This window comes from Paenibacillus herberti, assembly GCF_002233675.1.
GTDB lineage: Bacteria > Bacillota > Bacilli > Paenibacillales > Paenibacillaceae > Paenibacillus_O > Paenibacillus_O herberti.
In genome coordinates this window covers 497,039-514,502 of the sequence record NZ_NMUQ01000002.1, presented here as the reverse complement: position 1 = coordinate 514,502, position 17,464 = coordinate 497,039, and the positions used below count along the sequence as shown (strand labels likewise).

14 protein-coding genes and 1 pseudogene are annotated in these 17,464 nt (G+C 48.4%); 11 read left to right on the top strand and 4 right to left on the bottom strand.

Features of this window, described 5'->3' with window-relative positions; genetic code table 11:
* Positions 1-257 precede the first annotated feature (257 nt).
* The 4 genes and pseudogenes from CGZ75_RS14815 to CGZ75_RS14800 all read left to right on the top strand — a co-directional run bounded on the left by CGZ75_RS14815 (position 258) and on the right by CGZ75_RS14800 (position 3,450).
* Complete coding sequence (locus CGZ75_RS14815) at positions 258-812, top strand: hypothetical protein (RefSeq protein WP_089525057.1); 555 nt, start codon at positions 258-260, stop codon at positions 810-812.
* A 260-nt stretch (positions 813-1,072) separates the two neighbouring features.
* Positions 1,073-2,518, top strand: coding sequence for a cardiolipin synthase (cls, locus tag CGZ75_RS14810; protein WP_342745683.1), 1,446 nt, complete (start codon positions 1,073-1,075; stop codon positions 2,516-2,518).
* Positions 2,519-2,584: 66 nt separating this feature from the next.
* Positions 2,585-2,767: pseudogene (locus CGZ75_RS14805) on the top strand (DUF4395 family protein); the annotation flags it as partial.
* A gap of 143 nt (positions 2,768-2,910) precedes the next feature.
* Positions 2,911-3,450 (top strand): general stress protein, encoded by a 540-nt coding sequence (locus tag CGZ75_RS14800; protein ID WP_089525054.1) that lies wholly within the window; start codon positions 2,911-2,913, stop codon positions 3,448-3,450.
* 127 nt (positions 3,451-3,577) lie between these two features.
* Here the strand turns inward: CGZ75_RS14800 and CGZ75_RS14795 are convergent, their stop codons facing one another.
* The gene (locus CGZ75_RS14795; protein ID WP_089525053.1) at positions 3,578-4,726 is read right to left on the bottom strand and encodes a stalk domain-containing protein; all 1,149 of its coding nucleotides are present in this window, start codon (positions 4,724-4,726) and stop codon (positions 3,578-3,580) included.
* A 188-nt stretch (positions 4,727-4,914) separates the two neighbouring features.
* Between CGZ75_RS14795 and CGZ75_RS14790 the strand changes: the two genes are divergently transcribed.
* Together CGZ75_RS14790 and CGZ75_RS14785 are read left to right on the top strand one after the other, a co-directional pair.
* Positions 4,915-5,448: a type 1 glutamine amidotransferase domain-containing protein gene (locus tag CGZ75_RS14790; RefSeq protein ID WP_089525052.1), complete on the top strand. Its 534-nt coding sequence runs from the start codon at positions 4,915-4,917 to the stop codon at positions 5,446-5,448.
* Positions 5,449-5,641: 193 nt separating this feature from the next.
* Positions 5,642-6,136, top strand: coding sequence for a CcdC family protein (locus CGZ75_RS14785; protein WP_089525051.1), 495 nt, complete (start codon positions 5,642-5,644; stop codon positions 6,134-6,136).
* Between the two features lie 70 nt (positions 6,137-6,206).
* Here the strand turns inward: CGZ75_RS14785 and bioB are convergent, their stop codons facing one another.
* Entirely contained in the window at positions 6,207-7,262 is a 1,056-nt protein-coding gene (gene bioB / locus CGZ75_RS14780; RefSeq protein ID WP_089525050.1) for a biotin synthase BioB, read from the bottom strand.
* Between the two features lie 235 nt (positions 7,263-7,497).
* Between bioB and CGZ75_RS14775 the strand changes: the two genes are divergently transcribed.
* The 3 genes from CGZ75_RS14775 to CGZ75_RS14765 all read left to right on the top strand — a co-directional run bounded on the left by CGZ75_RS14775 (position 7,498) and on the right by CGZ75_RS14765 (position 10,408).
* Positions 7,498-8,037 (top strand): MarR family winged helix-turn-helix transcriptional regulator, encoded by a 540-nt coding sequence (locus CGZ75_RS14775; protein ID WP_089525049.1) that lies wholly within the window; start codon positions 7,498-7,500, stop codon positions 8,035-8,037.
* Positions 8,024-8,560 (top strand): glutathione peroxidase, encoded by a 537-nt coding sequence (locus CGZ75_RS14770; protein WP_089525048.1) that lies wholly within the window; start codon positions 8,024-8,026, stop codon positions 8,558-8,560. The genes CGZ75_RS14775 and CGZ75_RS14770 overlap by 14 nt, the downstream gene beginning before the upstream one ends.
* A 183-nt stretch (positions 8,561-8,743) precedes the next feature.
* Positions 8,744-10,408, top strand: a complete 1,665-nt coding sequence (locus CGZ75_RS14765) for a glutamine--tRNA ligase/YqeY domain fusion protein (protein ID WP_089525047.1) — start codon at positions 8,744-8,746, stop codon at positions 10,406-10,408.
* A gap of 266 nt (positions 10,409-10,674) precedes the next feature.
* Here CGZ75_RS14765 and CGZ75_RS14760 read toward each other — a convergent pair whose 3' ends face one another.
* The gene (locus CGZ75_RS14760) at positions 10,675-12,270 is read right to left on the bottom strand and encodes an S-layer homology domain-containing protein (RefSeq protein ID WP_089525046.1); all 1,596 of its coding nucleotides are present in this window, start codon (positions 12,268-12,270) and stop codon (positions 10,675-10,677) included.
* A 219-nt stretch (positions 12,271-12,489) separates the two neighbouring features.
* Positions 12,490-14,643: an O-antigen ligase family protein gene (locus CGZ75_RS14755; protein ID WP_176444850.1), complete on the bottom strand. Its 2,154-nt coding sequence runs from the start codon at positions 14,641-14,643 to the stop codon at positions 12,490-12,492.
* A 445-nt stretch (positions 14,644-15,088) separates the two neighbouring features.
* Here CGZ75_RS14755 and CGZ75_RS14750 point away from each other — a divergent pair, with 445 nt between their 5' ends.
* Together CGZ75_RS14750 and CGZ75_RS14745 are read left to right on the top strand one after the other, a co-directional pair.
* Positions 15,089-16,387, top strand: coding sequence for a glycosyltransferase (locus CGZ75_RS14750; protein ID WP_089525044.1), 1,299 nt, complete (start codon positions 15,089-15,091; stop codon positions 16,385-16,387).
* Entirely contained in the window at positions 16,384-17,460 is a 1,077-nt protein-coding gene (locus CGZ75_RS14745) for a mannose-1-phosphate guanylyltransferase (protein WP_089525043.1), read from the top strand. Before CGZ75_RS14750 ends, CGZ75_RS14745 begins: the two co-directional genes overlap by 4 nt.
* Positions 17,461-17,464: the final 4 nt, after the last annotated feature.

Here is a 17,464-nt window from a genome sequence, read left to right as displayed (position 1 = left end):
AACCGGTCTCCAGCTCAGCCTTCATGCCGGTGATAAAAAGTGCGGAAGGGCTGAAGTCAGTCCCGATGGAATTAGTGCATTGGAATTGGACGTTAGCCAGGAGCCAAATTCATGGTAGTTTCATAGGATAAAATAGATCGAACTTTTAATAGCCGGGTTCCGCTATCGTGCTGATCAATAGGTTCAAGAGATTTTAGAGGTCGGTCTTTTTCAATATAGTCTTCTTTGGATATCAAATTTTAAGGAGAGGTGTAAAAATGGATGATCTGTCAGCAGAAACGAGCAGTTTCAAGACCCAGCCTCAGGGAGGAAAGTTAGCTCTAAAGAAAGGCATGAATAAAAAGCCGAGCAAGTCGCTTAAGCCAATAAAGTCTCGCAAGCCAATCAAGTCGCGCAAGCCATGCAAGCCGTGCAAGTGTTGCAAGTCGTGGAAGCGGTGCAAGCCCTGCAAGCCGTGCCCGCCGCTTCTCGGAGATACGCAAGGCTTCAACGTTTCGAATCAAACTAAAGGCATTACCTTCACGCTTACCTCTGTTTCAGGACCCGCGGGAAACCCGCCTATTGGCTCAATCCTTGCTCCTGGCGGCCTATTCAATTTTGAGGTTAAAACCGAAGCATTCGAAACGACCCGGGCCCTCGTGGTATACACTGGTGTGGCCAATGGAGCCGCGTTCCAACTATCGTTTCAACTGGTGAACTTCGGCGGTGTGGCCAACGAAATTGAATCGGTCCGAACGACTGGACCTATATCGACAGATGTGAGCACATTCCCAGCTGGAGAAACTCCAGCATTGATCATTACCGACAAATAGCCTGAAAAGAACGCTGCATTCGCGAGCTTCGTGCAGCACATGCATAATCCTTTCCGCAAGGGGGAGAGGCTGCTCCCGTCCACCTTCCAGCAGGCAGCAAAGCCACATGGCTTTTGCTTCCTGCTTTTTGATTATTCTCAAGATGGGAGAACAAGCCTGCAATCTTTAATGGCAAGTCTGGTATACTTGGGAATAGCTTGTCCTCTGCGCGCTTCATGCGCCGGAGCGGCGATGATTATTTAGACAGGGCGGGTGCCGAGTTGATATATTTCCAGCAGGCCTATTCCATTTTTTATATTCTTAATATCGTACTGGCCATTGCGGTCATTTTCTTGGAGCGGCGCAACATCGCTTCGACCTGGGCCTGGTTGATGGTGCTTTACTTTCTTCCCGGCGTCGGCTTTGTGCTGTACCTGCTGCTGGGCCAGAATCTGAGTCGGCGCAAAATTTTCAAATTCAAGATGAGTCAGCTCAAAAATGCTCGCCAACGGCTGAAGACGCAGCAACGCATCGTTGAGAAGGGGTTGTATTCCTTCAATGATCCGCTGATGACCTATTATCAGGATATGGTTTACATGAACCTTGTATCCAGCGATGCACTGTTCACGCAGGACAATGAGGTCGAGGTGTTCACGGACGGCGAGAGCAAGTTCGATTCTCTAATTAGGGATATGGAAGAAGCTACGCATCATATCCATCTCATGTATTACATCATCCGTGCGGATAAGCTGGGCAAACGAATCCTGCAAACGCTCATCCGCAAAGCGGAAGAGGGTATTGAGGTGCGCCTGATTTACGATGATATCGGGAGCATTCGGCTGAATAAGAAATATTTGCGCAAGCTGCTCAAATCAGGCGGTCAGGTCGGGGCCTTTTTCCCATCTAAGATCTTCTTCATTAATCCTCGTCTCAACTACCGCAATCATCGCAAAATCGTCGTTGTTGACGGCAAGATTGGGTATGTTGGGGGCTTCAATATTGGTGACGAGTACATCGGCAGGGTGAAGCGCTTCGGCTTTTGGCGGGACACGCATCTGCGCATTCAGGGAGGAGCCGTCGCGCAGTTGCAAGGACGCTTCCTGCTCGATTGGAGCTTGGCCTCCACACAGCCATTCCTTACCGACAGTCGCTATTATCCTGCACCCGAGTCGGGCGGCAGCGTTGGCATGCAGATTATTTCCAGCGGTCCGGACTCCGAATGGCAGCACATCAAGAACGGATACATCAAGATGATCAATTCCGCCAAAATATCGGTCATGCTGCAGACGCCATATTTCGTGCCGGACGATAGCCTTCTGAATGCATTGAAGATGGCGGCACTGTCGGGTGTCGATGTAAAGGTGATGCTGCCGAGCAAGCCCGATCATTTCTTCGTTTATTGGGCGTCTCATTCCTATTTTGGGGAGCTTTTGAGCGCAGGCGTTAAGTGTTATCTGTACGAAAATGGCTTCCTTCATGCCAAAACACTCGTCGTAGACGGAAATATCGCCTCTGTCGGCACAGCCAACATCGATATTCGCAGCTTTAAATTAAACTTTGAAGTTAATGCGTTCATCTATGATTCTGGAACCGCAATGCGGTTGCAGCGCATTTTCCAAGATGATCTGCTGCACTGTCGGGAGCTGTCGCTGGAGGACTACGATTCTCGCTCTATCTGGAACAAGTTTAAAGAGTCCGTAAGCCGACTTCTTTCTCCGATTCTTTGATGCTGGTCTAAATCCAATAAGGGAAGTTGGTTTCTTAGGTGAAGGAAATCCCCATTCCATAATTCACTCGCTGTAGGTTTTCTCACCATTTCACTCATTCTCTTTGCGCTCGGTTGGTCTGTCGCCGGATATATTTTTCTGGGCATGATGTTCGCTGCTGCTCTCGCTGCCATTCTTGGTTATTGCATCGGCTGCACCATCTATTTTCAATTTAAACAATTTCGTGCTCGGCAGTTAAATCGGGAATAGTTAATATTGGTCGATTGCGGCGCCTTCTTTTGGGGTAAAAGCATTACAGAACCGCAGTTAAGCCTTGAAAAAGGCTGTACAGAACGGCTGAACCTTTCAGCCCTCTGCGTTGCGGAATGCGAACCAATATGGAGGCGTTTATTATGGCAGTACGTTACGTGGGAATTTTCGAAAATGACAGACAGGCCATGCGCGCACTTGAGGAGCTGCAGGCCGCAGGCTACTCCAGGGATGAGCTGTCCGTATTGACTCGCGACCGCGAGCACTACGAAGGTGTGCTGGACGAGTCCGGCACGATGGCGCCGGAGGGTATTGCTGCCGGCGTGACGACAGGCGGCCTGGCGGGAGGAACGGTAGGGCTGCTGGCGGGCTTGGGCGCTTTGGCGATCCCAGGCGTGGGTCCGCTGCTCGCTGCAGGACCAATCCTGGCGGCACTCGGCGGTGCTGCCGTCGGTGCAAGCGCTCTGGGTATTGTCGGCGGTCTTGTCGGCATGGGATTTGCCGAAAGCGATGCTGAACGCTTTGAGAAGGAAGTGCAGGAGGGGCGCATTCTGGTGTTTGCCGAGACAGCTCCTAAGGATGCTCGCGATGTGAAAGCCATCATGAGTCAAGCGGGTGCAGTGCGCACCGAACGTCTCGACGACAGTGTTCCGCGCTCCGTCCAGGATGCCACAATCCTCTAAACGGGAAGGGCTGCGCTCATAGATCTATGACCTCAGTCGTCATTTGAAACAGCAAGCCCCGCCATCCTAGCCGTCATTCGGCAGGTGGCGGGGCTTTTTTTGGTTTTACCGGATGATGCACATGATCTTAGGTTTGGAGATTTATCTCATCCCCATTGTAATCGACAGAGGCCTTCAGAATTTCCGTGAAGAAGGCCAGCGGCACTGTCAGGCGGCCTTGTTTGTCAACGACGGGAGCAACTCCAAGGCTGACAGGAGCGGACTTGTTGTAGCTGTAGCTGTCATTGCCTTTCGTGAGGGATGTCCAGGCATCGTCCTTTTTGAGCTCAAGAGTGCTGGATGCCGCATCCCATACGGTGCTATAGCCAAGTGCTTCTGCGGTCAGGCGGACGGGAATCATGGCCACTCCCTCTGTGCTCTGTTCGATGTTTACTCCGCTCAGCAGCTTTCCGTTCACCTTCACGGAGAAGGAGGGGGTGTTGCTCTTATCCGCTTTAGGAAGCGGAAATTCGAATTCCGGAATTCCGGTTGCGTAAGGTGTGATCTCATAGGGTTGGAAAACAACGCGCACCTTATCGCCAGCGATATAAAAAGTCTGATCCTCTTGGACGCCAGTAAAGGCGTCCTGGAAGTAGCGCTCAGGGTCCGCTTTAATTTGCCGCTTGATCTCTTTGTTCATCGTGGAGGCGAATGCTTCGCCAAAGAGGGTTTTCAGCGTGATGCGGGAAGCTTTCGCCCCGTTGGCGATTGTGTAGGTTTCGATGTTGGATATGCCGTGAGCACCACCGGCGTAAGAATAAGTATGCAGCTTCAGGGAAAGGAAGCCGCCCTCGGTGAGCGAACTGCCAAAATTGGCTGAGAACTGCAGCTTAAGTTCATTTTTTTGAAAAGGGTCTCCGTCCTTTTTGGATTGAGCCAAGACTTTTTCCGCCTGCTTGCGCATGGACTCCAGGCCCTTAATCGCATTGTTCTCCAAGGTTTTATTGAGCTGTTTCTGGTAGTTCGTATCCTTCATTCCACTGATGACCGGAATATTCAAGACAGCCTTCAAAGACTCCTTGGAATGGGTGATTGTCTTGGTCGACACCTTCAGCCCAGTGCTTTTGTCAGCAGCAGCAACTGCGGTTCCACCTGATGTTTGTCCAGCTGCCGATACGGACTGCGACTGCGCGGGCAGGATGGCGGTGCCAATCAGAGCGGCTCCCACCAAGCTTAACAGCAGCTTCCGAGGCAGAGAGCCATGGATTGCGGTTGGATGCGGGTTCCAATAGTTCATGATAAGTACCTCCTTTGATTAGGAAACATTTAACTACTATCTTAGACTGGGTTTAGGAGCAGAAGGTTACAGCTAAATTACTTTTTGTCGAAAGATGGCATTCAGAGCAGAAGCTCGTTTCCTATTTTTTAGGAAGGGTAATAGTATATTGTGTGTTAAGAGACCATCATGCAAAGGAGAGGATCAACATGGTAAAGGTTGCATTTTTGCTCGGATCGCAATTTGAGGACAGCGAGATGCAGGCTCCATATGAAGCAATCCGCGCGGAGGGTCATGAGACGGTGATTATCGGCCTCAAAGCCGGTGAGAAGCTTCAGGGTAAACAGCAAAAGGTGGAGTATACGGCAGAGCTGAGCATTAAGGATGCCAAGCCGGAGGAGTATGACGCCGTAGTCATTCCGGGCGGCTCCTCGCCGGAGGCGCTGCGCAATGACTCCAGTATTCAGTCGTTCGTGCAGAGGCTCGACGAGGAGGGCAAAACGATCGCGGCCATCTGCCACGGACCGCAGATTCTGATCAGCGCCGGGCTGGCCAAGGGCCGCACGCTGACTTGTTATGCGGCGCTCAGGGATGATCTGGCCAATGCCGGAGCGAATTATGTGGACCAAGAGGTGGTCGTCGACAAAAACTTCGTCACCTCCCGCACGCCGCAGGACGAGCCCGCCTTCATCCGCGAGACGCTGAAGGGGATTAGGTCGCGCTCCGCGCAATCTGCGCGCTGAGCAGCCCTGTCCCTGAATGGAACACCGAATCAGCCGCCTAGGCTTGGTTCGGTGTTTTTTCCATTTAACAGGAGAATAGATTTGCACTGGAGATTTATTTCCGATACGATGAAGGAAGATGTACAAAAGCCCCAAGCGCAGGATGTTTCGACGCTTGGATGTGCCTATTCTCCAAGAGGAGTGCCGATGTTCGATGAACCTCTCCATTCAAATTTCGCCGTTCTGGTCTCTGCTCATCCCGCTGCTGGGAGGGCTCGCGATTATCATGGTCCGTGTTCGCTCCACTCGGAAGCCGGCGACCATGCGCAAAATACTTATTCCACCGCTCGGAATGGCTACGGGCTTCCTTATGTTTGTCGTGCCAGAAACGCATATTCCGCTCAGTTGGGCACTTGGAGCTTTTGCAACCGGCGCGTTGCTGTTTTCGATTCCGCTTATTTTGACTTCCAAGATGGAGTTTGTGGGCGAGGACGTTTACTTACGCCGCTCTAAGGCGTTTTTCTTCCTGATTCTGATCCTCCTGGCGATTCGGCTCGTGCTGCATGATGTGGTGGAGCAATATGTATCTGTTCTGCAAACCGCTTCGATATTTTTCTTACTGGCTTTTGGTATGCTGGTTCCTTGGCGACTTGCCATGGCGTACAAATTCCGTAAGCTCCATCAGGAGCGGTCCGGTGCGGCATTGTAATCTGGAACTATTTCCTACATAGCAAAGGGATGCCTTCAGTTCATCATTCTGAACTGAGGCATCCCTTTAGTTATTCCGGGATCGTACGCAGGGTCGTTTCCCATTCTTCGCTTACCTCAGGTGTAATCCGCTCCACTTCGAAGCCGAGGTCTTCCAGCATTTCATGATCCTTTTTCCATTCCTGCCCCGAGGTGGTCAAATAATCGCCCAAAAAGATGGAGTTCGCAGCATATAAAGCGAGCGGCTGCAGCGAGCGCAGCGTCAGCTCTCGGCCTCCGGCCACACGAATTTCCTTGTCCGGGCAAACAAACCGGAGCAAAGCGAGCATACGCAGCCCATCCATCGGCCGAACGGGTGAGAGTCCTTCCATTGGGGTACCGGGGATCGGATGCAGGAAGTTTACCGGAATGGAGTCCGCATCCAGCTCTCTAAGCGCATAAGCCATTTCGATCCGGTCCTCCAACGACTCGCCCATTCCGATAATGATTCCTGAGCAAGGTGACATGCCAGCTTGTTTGACCTTATTCAGCGTATTTAATCGTTCCTCGTAGGAATGAGTGGTTACGACCTGGTCATGATAGGCTGAGCTCGTGTTCAAGTTGTGGTTGTAACGTTTGACGCCGGCGTCCTGCAGTTGGCTTGCTTGATCAGCAGTGAGCTGGCCAAGGCAGGCGCATACTTTAAGTGGCAGCTCAGTCGTAATCTCACGGACAATATCTGCAATGCGCGTCGTTTCGCTGCGGCTCGGACCGCGGCCGGACGCTACAATACAGAAGGTGCCTGCGCCGCGTGCATACGCTTCTCTTGCTCCGGCAAGCAGCGTCTCGCGGTCGAGCAGCGCGTATTTTGGAATCGGGGCGTTGGAAACAATAGATTGAGAGCAGTAACCGCAATCCTCCGGGCAGAGCCCGCTTTTGGCATTCAGAAGCATATTCAGTTTCACCTTGCGTCCAAAATAATGGCGGCGAATGCGGAAAGTCGCTTGCAACAGCGGCAGTAACTGCAACTCATCGGCGTCCAGAATCTCTCTTGCTTCCTTTCGAGTGAGCCATGTTCCGGATAAGACTCCATCAGCCAATTGATCCCAATTTGGAGGTACAGCAACATCTTTGAAAACATTGGTCATAAGAATCGCTCTTTTCTTAGTTATTAGTAAACCTTAATTCTATGAAATTTAGTTAACATATATCAAAGTTAGTTTATCAGGCAGTTCCATGGCCTGTAAAGTGTAGCCTGGAAATGGGGATGCAGATAAGTTGACCAGCCAGGAAATAGGTGAATTTGACTTCGAGAAATGGGAGTGTTAAGCTAAATGATAAGTATTAAGTTGTATGCAATTTATTTAAGAGGAAGTGCTGCTCATGAGTTCATCCGATTCCCATTCTAAGTCGCGCCTGCAGGTTTCGACTGCCCCAGCCGGTGCGGCTGGACAGGGAGCGAGTGCCTCCTTTCGGCTGGATCAGCAACTTTGCTTCGCCCTCTACGCATGTTCTAAGGAGGTAACCCGATTATACCGCCCGATGCTGCAGGAGCTTGGCCTCACTTATACGCAGTATGTGACGCTCCTTTCGTTGTGGGAGGAGGACGGGGTTGCGGTTAAGTGCTTGGGGAAACGCCTCTATTTGGATTCAGGCACACTAACCCCTTTGCTCAAGAAGCTGGAGGCATCAGGTTTTGTCAATCGGGTTCGTGACAGCGTAGATGAGCGGGTGCTGAGGGTGTTCCTGACTGAGAAGGGAGCCGGACTGCGTGAGAAAGCATCGAGCATTCCGGAGCGCCTCTGCAAGATTTCGTCGAGTATGAAGCTAGAGGAGCTTGATGAACTGAGAATCAAGGTTCAACAGCTTAACGAACTTATTCAACACCATTACGAGGAGGAATCAGAAGATGGCTATCATTAATGATTACAAGTTGGAAACGATTAAGGGAGAATCTGCTGGACTGTCCGAATACAGGGGCAAGGTACTGCTCATCGTCAATACCGCGAGCAAGTGCGGGCTGACACCTCAATATGAAGGACTGCAGGCGTTGTATGACCAATACAAAGAGCAAGGTCTGGAGATTCTCGGTTTTCCGAGCAATCAGTTTGCCGGCCAAGAACCGGGTACAAGCTCGGATATTGAAGGTTTCTGCCAATTGAACTATGGAGTGAGCTTCCCGTTGTTCTCCAAAACCGATGTCAACGGCGAAAACGCGCATCCGTTGTTCAACCAGCTAACCTCGGAAGCGCCATTCCAAGGTTTTGACTCATCGGCCAGCGGCCAACGTTTTGCAGGCATGTTCACTCCAGAGCAATTGCAAAGCAACGATGTAAAATGGAACTTCACCAAATTCCTCGTTGGACGCAACGGTGAAATCGTCGCCCGCTTCGAGCCTAATGTACTGCCGCAAGACATTGCGGGAGAGATTGAGAAGCAGCTGTAGGGAATAGATGTAGGGATCAAGTGTAGGATCATTTGTAGGACTAGTTCCAAGTAGAGTCTGGCTGTCACATTCCTGCTTCTACAGAAATTCAATTCGCCACCAAGTGGCGTTAGCCCCCTTATATTAGGGGGCTATTTTGTGTACAATAGTAGGATACAATTTATAGAGAGGTTGGGTGGTCGCATGGATACGAAGAATCCTCCGGTTTCTAATTTCATTCGCGCAATTATTGTTGACGACGTGGAGAGCGGCCGCACGCAGCAAGTCGCTACGCGCTTCCCGCCGGAACCGAACGGTTATTTGCATATTGGCCATGCCAAATCTATCTGCCTGAATTTCGAGGTTGCCGATGAATTCCGCGGACGCACAAATTTGCGTTTTGACGATACGAACCCGGTCAAAGAAGATACGGAGTATGTCGATTCCATCCAGGAGGATGTGCGTTGGCTCGGTTTCGAGTGGGAGGAGCTTCGCTTCGCTTCGGATTACTTCGAGGAGTTCTATGAGCGTGCACTTTTGCTGATTCGCAAAGGCCTTGCCTACATTGATGATTCGACGGTGGAGGAGATGCGTGAACTGCGCGGAACGCTGACGCAGCGCGGCGTCAACAGTCCTTATCGCGACCGCAGCGTTGAACAAAATTTGGACTTGTTCGCACGTATGCGCGCTGGCGAATTCCCGAATGGAGCGCGGGTGCTGCGTGCCAAGATTGATATGAGCTCGCCAAATATTACGCTGCGCGACCCGGTGTTGTACCGAATTTCGCATGCGCATCATCACCGTACTGGGGATGCTTGGTGTATCTATCCGATGTATGATTTCGCTCACCCGTTGAGCGACGCGATCGAGGGCATCACGCATTCTATCTGTACGCTGGAATTCGAAGATCATCGCCCTCTCTATGACTGGGCCATTGAGCATTGCGAGATGGAGGCGCGTCCGCGTCAATATGAATTCGGCCGGCTCAACCTGACCAATACAGTCATGAGCAAGCGCAAGCTCAAGCAGCTTGTTGACGAAGGCGTCGTGGACGGCTGGGACGATCCCCGCATGCCGACGATCAGCGGACTGCGCCGCAAAGGCTTCACGCCAGGGGCAATCGTCACCTTCTGCCGCGAGATTGGTGTTGCCAGAGCATATAGCGTCGTTGACGAGCAGATGCTGGACCATTTTATCCGCGAGGATCTAAAGCTGAAGGCACCGCGCACGATGGCTGTCGTCAGACCGCTCAAGGTCGTCATTACCAACTATCCGGAAGGACAAGTGGAGTGGCTGGAGGCTGAGAACAACAACGAGAATGAAGCGATGGGTACGCGCCAAATTCCGTTCTCTCGCGAGATTTATATCGAGCAAGATGACTTTATGGAGAACCCGCCGGCCAAGTATTTCCGTCTGTTCCCAGGCAATGAAGTCCGTCTCAAGCATGCTTACTTCATCAAGTGTGAAGAAGTCATCAAAAATGAGTCGGGTGAAGTTGTCGAGCTTCGCTGCACCTATGATGTGGAGACGAAGAGTGGAAGCGGCTTTACTGGACGCAAGGTTAAGGGTACTCTTCACTGGGTCGAAGCTTCCCATGCTGTTCCGGCGGAATTCCGCCACTTTGAACCGCTTATTGCAAGTGAGGCCGAAGAGGACGGTAAGTCATTCCTAGAATGTATCAACCCGAATTCCCTGCAGGTGCTGGATGGATTTGTCGAGCCGGAGATGAAAAATGCCGCAGCCAGCGACAAGTTTCAGTTCTTCCGTCACGGTTACTATAGCGTGGATCCGAAGTTTACGAGCTCCGAGCGGCCGGTATTTAACCGGGTTGTGTCGTTGAAAAGCTCTTTCGATCCCTCTAAGGCTTGAGGATCCAATGATATTTAGTTAATCTATGATCAAGGTAGCTTTTAGCATTTTAAGCTTTTAAAATGGACGTAGAAATCAGAAGGACCTGTTCTCCGCATTATGGAGGCCAGGTCCTTTTGTATGTATGTCTTAAATGATCTTTTTATACGCTGGGCTAGAGAAGCAAGTGACACTACCTAGAGGCTAGTCCTTCTGGACGAGTAAAATACCTTCAATAAAACAGAAAAGCGACCCCGAAGGGCCGCTTTACACTGGTATAAGAAGAATTAGTTCGAGAGACCAGCGTTAGGCAGGTAACGTGCGATCAGCGTTGCCGCTTCAGCACGGTTAGCGAAGGCGTTGCCAGCGATTTGAGTCTTGGATTGACCAAGAACCAGACCAGCTTTGACAGCAGCCGCTACTTCAGCTTTTGCCCATCCGAGGTTAGCAGTGTCCTTGAATCCAGCCAGGGCTGCAGTTGCTTCCGCATCTGTCAGTTTAACAGATTTTCCGGCATACTCCGACGCGCGAACGACGATAGCAGCTACCTCTTTACGCGTGATTGGCGCGTTCGGGTTGAAGTTTCCTTTGTCATCACCAAGTACCAGGCCGATCTCAGCAGCAGCAGCTACTGTACCAGCGTACCATTTGGAAGAGACAACGTCATTGAACTTGTAGGTCGACGACGTTACAGGTTGAACTCCGAGCGAACGGGTAACCAGCGCTGCGAATTCTGCACGAGTGATGCTGCGCTTTGGCTCGAACAAGTTCTTGCCAGTGCCTTCAACGATCAATTTCTCGGACAGGTTCGCAATGTGATCTTTGGCCCAAACTGGCAGCACATCATTGAAACGTGCTGTTTTACCTTGGATCACAGTGTAGATGGATGCACCGTCACGTTTCAGTGTAGCAATCGTTTTGTTGTTTTCCGTTGCGAATGTGCTAGGCACGAAGCTCAGCTCTTTCGCAGTCGGGTTGAACATAACGCCTGCTGCATTTTTCGTGGCAGTGGAAGTCAGAGGAATCGTACGGGATACGAGTTGTCCGAACTTCTCAATCGCGATCTCTTTGCCACCGCCTACAGCTACGACACGGAAGTCGTAAGCATCAGCCAGTTGGCTAGCGCCGAGGGCGCTGATGGCATCAGATACTGCTTTCGCAGAATCACCCGTCAGCTTTTTCATTTCTACACGGATAACCAGATCTTTAAGCTCAACCCCGAGGGATTTAGCCAGTTCAGCCAGTTTCAGTGCGGAAAGTGGAAGCGTGATGGATACGCCTGCATCGTTGTAGATGGTCAGCGTTTTGCCATTCAGCAGCGCGTCAGCAGGCAGATAAACCGTGTCCGTAGTCGTTTTGATACGGGCGTTTTCATTTGCCTTCAGAGCTGCGATCAACAGGTCGCGGTTAACTTTGCCGTCTGCACCAACGATCTCACCGGTAGGAGGGTAGTAACCTCCGCCCCAGCCAGGACCGCTAGTGTAGCCATCGTAAACTACGTTTGTTACCAAACCACCTTCAACGGAGGAATCTTCGTAAGAAAGGGTGTAGTAAGTCGATTTAGTTACGGAGCTGTTAGACTCAATGTTGTACAGATATTGTCCCAGTTCTTTGTCATATGTACTGTAAGTAGCATAGACATGTTGAGCCGTAGTGGAGTTAGCGCCGTATACGTTGATAGTAATACGACCCTCTTCCTGTCCATATACGCTATAAGTAGCGTAAGTGGCAGCATCCACATAAATCGAACCCGTAACGGAACCGTTATTAACGGTAGACGTTTTGAATCCGGAAGCGGCAAAAGCCAAGATTGGAGACAAAGCTGATACAACCATCATGAATACGAGCAAAGCCGCAGTCTTTTTGGTTACAAGCTTTTTCATATTTTCATTTCACCTCCTTTCAAGTGAATATATGTAAATTTGAAGACAGTAATTTAACACTAAAATTCTATTAACATCTGTAAACAGATAAAAATGTTTTTCCCGGAAATATTGACGACAAGTGCTATTATACTCAAAATTCCCGGGAAAAGGAAGGGTTATGTTGAAAATTGTAAATTTATCCGGTATCCAATAGGAAATTGTCGATCAGTGCCCTAATTAAGACGCTACTAACTTTTTAAACAGGGCTTCTTCGTTTGAATCAGCCTGGAACAATTTTTCCTTAAGGACTTGATCAGATTGTCCAAGCTTTTCGATCGCTGCAAGATAGTAACGAATTGCAGAACGGGATGTTGCTGCTTCAGTAATCGCTTGTTCCGACTGATCTTTTGGTACTAGGGCTTCGCTCAAGGAAGGCTTCAGCATCTCTGCTGCTTCTGCATAGCGGCCTGAATGATAGTCAATCTGAGCCATTGCTTGGCGAACCGATGTCGAAACGTCGAAACGACGTCCTTGAAGCTGTTCTTTCGGAAGCTCCTTAAGTTTGTCCATACGGTTAAGGATATCCTGATAGATTTCAGCCGCTCGGTTCCATCTTCCTTCGAAATCTCCGCTCCCGGCGTTTTTCTCGTTCAAACCGAGATCCGCAAGCTGCTTGATACGCATTTCATAGAGGGTAATATCCCAAGGGAAATTAATTTGTGCATCTTCTAAAGCTGTAATTGCTTCTGCAGTATTACCGGCAAGAAGTAGGTTATTATTGACAGCCTGTACTATTTGACGCTCGTATGGCTCTTTAAGTTGCGCTTCTTGAAGAATTTTTTTTGCTTGCTCCAAATATTCGGCATTTTGTGTCTGTCCATAGACCTGGCTGAGCCAGTCTGCTTTGACCAAATAGTATTGTGTATTGGACGGGGAGAGTGAAATCGCCTTATCCAACACAGGGAAGATTTGATCAATGGAGGCTTGCTGTTGAGCCATCGCTCTTGCCTTATCAAATTGATTATAGGAAGCATAGAAACGATAGGCGAAGACACCGGTAATAATGATAACAACAGACAAAACGGCTGGGTAGATGCGTTTCAATTTAGGGTTTTTCAAGGTGAGTTTAGGTAAAGACAGTTCCTTATCATAAACTCCAATCATGCTACCGAGAGAGAAGAAAACGATGGCGGCAATGGATATATAGCTCATGTCGAAGTCGAGGAAACTGTGAAGAAGAATCGAAATGGAGAAAATAAAGTAGATAAGCTGGCTGCCCCTCTTTTCGGGGTGGCGAATCCAAGTGCGTACAAACAACCAGTAGACCAGTGCAAAAAATCCGATCTGGAGCAGAAGGCCAATCCAACCTGTTTCTACGAGAACTTGGAAGATATAACTATGAGTTTGATTACTCGTATAAGGATTGGTCTGGTATTTCTGGTAGAGAGCTTGCCAGCCTCCGCCACCAGCCCCGAATAGCGGATAATCAGCTACAAGCGTGATGGCATTCTCGTAAAAGGTTCCGCGTTCGAGCACACTATGCTGTTTGAAGCTGATATTTTCGAGGCGATCAGCAAGGTTGGACGGCAGCCAGCCGCGAGCAGTTGCACTTGAAAGAACAACGGCAGCTCCGATAATGGCAAGTGAAATCATTGCTATTGGTGCTGCAAGATAAGAGATTTTGCGCTCCGAGAAGCGATCCAGCTTGGCTTCCAGCCAAGGTTCAACCCAGCGGTTCAAAGCTAGAATAAGAAGCAGAGCAACCACAGAAGCACCGAGCAACGCTCCCCAGCCAGTTAGAGCTTCTGAACTAAACAGAGGCATGAGTTTTTCTGGCGGAATTTGCGATCCTCTTTCATTAAAGCGCAGAACCTGCTTCGCAATGGAGATAGACTTCGACTCAATGATGCCGAGTACGGCAAATGAAACGATTACCGTAACGAAAAGGTGCAGCACATACATCAACTGCTTGGTTACCTTAAGAAACGGCATCGTTAACAGGACTGCAAGAGGAATCACGACTAGCGCTGCCCGAGAATAGGTAAGCATAAATGAAACGAATACAGGCACAAGCATGAACGCATGGATGCTCATCCAGATGCGTTTTTTGGCATGTGTTGTATAGTAGGCTGCGGCTAGCAGAACGGCGATCAATAGAGCGGCATACGTATTGGGGTACTGGAAGACAGAGGTCATCCGGTATGTATCGAGCTGGAACCAAAGCGCATCCGGGTACCAATATTGGCCAAAAAGATTAATGACGCCAAACCATACCAAAACATAGCTGGTTAGGAAGAGAATAGTTTCGAGTGCAACTCTCGTATAACGAGTGTCGTTATAATAGAGACCGAAGACGAAAAAGGCTGCCAGCAGGCAACTGACCATTGTCATGATATTCGCGGTATTCTCTGACGCGGCGCCGATTGAAGAGATAGCGTAGCTGATAGGGAGCAGCCAGACTGCGATAGAGAGGATAGCTTTCCAACTGTTTGTGTTCCATACCTTGAACAGATGAGCAGCCATAATCAGAACGAAGACGAGGGAGTAGATGGAGGCTCCGATCAGCTTTTTCTCGAAGCCGAAGTCGTATCCGTTGAACAAGCCGGCCTTGAAGGTGTAAATTAGGAAGAATATGGCGGCCATGAGAATAGCTGCCCATTTTAAAAGTGAAACGTCAGATTCTTCCTTTTTGATGTACTTAGGTGGTGAAGGTTGTCGATTCATGGTAAACTCCTTTTTAGTGGCTTGATAGCTACTTTAATTTTACTTAGTTGATAGATAAAGATCAAAGATTTCTTTGCAACTAGTTTGACAATCTTATTTTATATAGTTGGCGGTGTTGATTATTAAAAAAAATGTATTTAAAGGAATATTTAAGATAGCACTTGCCCTGAAATCTATAATCAAACCGCTTCTCTCCCCGGAACAAAGGCAGAGATTCAAAAAGATTTTGCTTAAAAGGGCCTATCCATTACAAAAAAACGATTCCCAAGAGAAAAAACTATATAATGGTGATTTCGGAGTTAATCTCATTGGATATGCCAGAGCAGAAATGGGTATAGGGGAATCTTGTCGAATTGCAGCTAAATCCCTAAACGCTGGGAATATTCCTTTTGGAATTCTCAACTATACCGGAACCAATCATGCAAGGATGACGGATCTATCTTGGGAAAGTAAAGAGGTTACAGAGGCTGCTTACGCATTTAATATTTTCCATCTCAATGCCGAACAAATGATGGAAGCATATGCTTTTTATGGCGACAGCATTTTCAAGAATCGATACAATATCGGATTTTGGCATTGGGAATTACCTGATTTCCCTGATGAATGGCTCGAAAATATTGAATTTGTGGATGAAATATGGGCTCCATCGACGTTCGTTGTAGATTCCATCGCTGCTAAAAGTCCGGTGCCTGTCATAAAAATACCACATTCCATTGAGGCGAGGATTGAAGTGGAGAGATCCAGAGACTATTTTGGATTGCCTCAAGATCCTTTTTTATTTTTGTGCATGTACGATTTAAAGAGCTATCAGGAGCGCAAAAACCCGATGGGCGCTATCAAAGCTTTTCAAAAAGCTTTTCATCCTGAAGATGGTTCAGTTGGACTAGTAGTTAAAGTTAATGGGCTGCATGATGGAGATCGGGATACTAAGATTCTAGATGAGATTGCTGCTGGTTACAAAAATATTTACTTTATTAAGAAGACTTTGTCCAGAAGCGATACGAATGCACTTATCAATACGGTTGATAGCTTTATATCCCTGCACAGAAGCGAAGGCTTCGGGCTAGGACTCGCGGAGGCTATGTATTTCGGGAAACCGGTTATTGGCACTGGTTGGTCATCGAATCTTGATTTTATGAATGCTTACAATTCCTGCTTGGTCGATTATCAGCTAGTCCCACTTGATGAGGATTATGGTCCTTATAAAAAAGGACAGCTGTGGGCCGACCCGAATGTGGGGACAGCGGCTGTCCTTATGGATAAAATATTCCAAGATGCAACGTTTCGGGAGAAGATTGCGTCCAATGGGCAAAGAACTATTCGTGAGGAATTTTCTCCTCATGCTGTTAGTAAGAAAATCAAACAACGCCTTAGCTACATTCAGCTATGGAATTCTGGAGGCTTGAAATGACGATTACATGCGTAATAATGGCCGGCGGCAAAGGCGAGCGTTTCTGGCCAAAAAGCCGGACCAATCTGCCTAAGCAATTCCTGAATATATCCGGCAATAAGTCGATGATCCAACAATCGATTGAACGTCTAGAGAAATGGTTGCCGATCGAACAGGTTTTTGTGGTTACCAATGAACTTTATGCCGAGTTGATTCATGTACAGATTCCACATCTACCCAAATCGAATATCATTATTGAACCTGTTGGCCGCAACACGGCTCCTTGTGTAGGGCTGGCATCTGTGCTAATAGAAGAAAGATTTCCGGATAGCACAATGATTGTCATGCCATCCGATCATATTATTGAAGATGCGGATGGGTTTATCAAAATCCTGCAGACGGCTGTTGATGTTGCACAGGAGAACAGCAACCTGGTAACGCTGGGGATAAAGCCTTCTTATCCTGAAACAGGATATGGATATATTGAATGCACGAATAATACCCGAGTTGTAAACAGTTTTGAAGTACATAAAGTGAACAAGTTCGTTGAAAAACCGGATTATACTACAGCGCAAAACTATGTGGAATCAGGGAACTACTTATGGAACAGCGGAATGTTTGTCTGGAAGAATTCCACTTTCCAGAGCTACATTAAAACTCTTATGCCGGAAATGGATGATATTCTTCAAACTATCATGGCAATTAAAGAGCCTGTTGAGAGAAGCAAAGCTATTCGAAGTGAGTTCGTGAAGATGCCTGATCAATCGGTCGATTACGGGATCATGGAAAAGGCTGAGAATATTTTTGTCATTCCCGTTTCACTGGGATGGGATGATGTTGGTTCCTGGACAGCATTGGACCGTATTAATGACAAGGATAACAACGGTAATGTAATTAAAGGAAACATCTTAAATATAGCTACAAAAAATTGTATCATCGAGAGTGACGGCAAGCTCATAGCGACGCTTGGCATCGAGGATTTAATTGTAGTGGATACGGAAGATGTGACTTTGATTTGCACTAAAGACAAAGCTCAAGAAATTAAATCATTGCTTAAAGCTTTGAGAGAACAAAAAAGAGTAGAGTACCTTTAAAGGA

What these genes read in the sequence shown, in the direction of transcription:
- CGZ75_RS14790 (WP_089525052.1), top strand. Translation starts at nt 4,915, where the DNA reads ATGGTAAAGGTTGCATTTTTGCTCGGATCGCAATTTGAGGACAGCGAG.
- CGZ75_RS14760 (WP_089525046.1), bottom strand. Translation starts at nt 12,270, where the DNA reads ATGAAAAAGCTTGTAACCAAAAAGACTGCGGCTTTGCTCGTATTCATG.
- CGZ75_RS14775 (WP_089525049.1), top strand. Translation starts at nt 7,498, where the DNA reads ATGAGTTCATCCGATTCCCATTCTAAGTCGCGCCTGCAGGTTTCGACT.
- CGZ75_RS14795 (WP_089525053.1), bottom strand. Translation starts at nt 4,726, where the DNA reads ATGAACTATTGGAACCCGCATCCAACCGCAATCCATGGCTCTCTGCCT.
- CGZ75_RS14815 (WP_089525057.1), top strand. Translation starts at nt 258, where the DNA reads ATGGATGATCTGTCAGCAGAAACGAGCAGTTTCAAGACCCAGCCTCAG.
- CGZ75_RS14800 (WP_089525054.1), top strand. Translation starts at nt 2,911, where the DNA reads ATGGCAGTACGTTACGTGGGAATTTTCGAAAATGACAGACAGGCCATG.
- bioB (WP_089525050.1), bottom strand. Translation starts at nt 7,262, where the DNA reads ATGACCAATGTTTTCAAAGATGTTGCTGTACCTCCAAATTGGGATCAA.
- CGZ75_RS14755 (WP_176444850.1), bottom strand. Translation starts at nt 14,643, where the DNA reads ATGACAATGGTCAGTTGCCTGCTGGCAGCCTTTTTCGTCTTCGGTCTC.
- CGZ75_RS14765 (WP_089525047.1), top strand. Translation starts at nt 8,744, where the DNA reads ATGGATACGAAGAATCCTCCGGTTTCTAATTTCATTCGCGCAATTATT.
- CGZ75_RS14745 (WP_089525043.1), top strand. Translation starts at nt 16,384, where the DNA reads ATGACGATTACATGCGTAATAATGGCCGGCGGCAAAGGCGAGCGTTTC.
- CGZ75_RS14785 (WP_089525051.1), top strand. Translation starts at nt 5,642, where the DNA reads ATGAACCTCTCCATTCAAATTTCGCCGTTCTGGTCTCTGCTCATCCCG.
- CGZ75_RS14770 (WP_089525048.1), top strand. Translation starts at nt 8,024, where the DNA reads ATGGCTATCATTAATGATTACAAGTTGGAAACGATTAAGGGAGAATCT.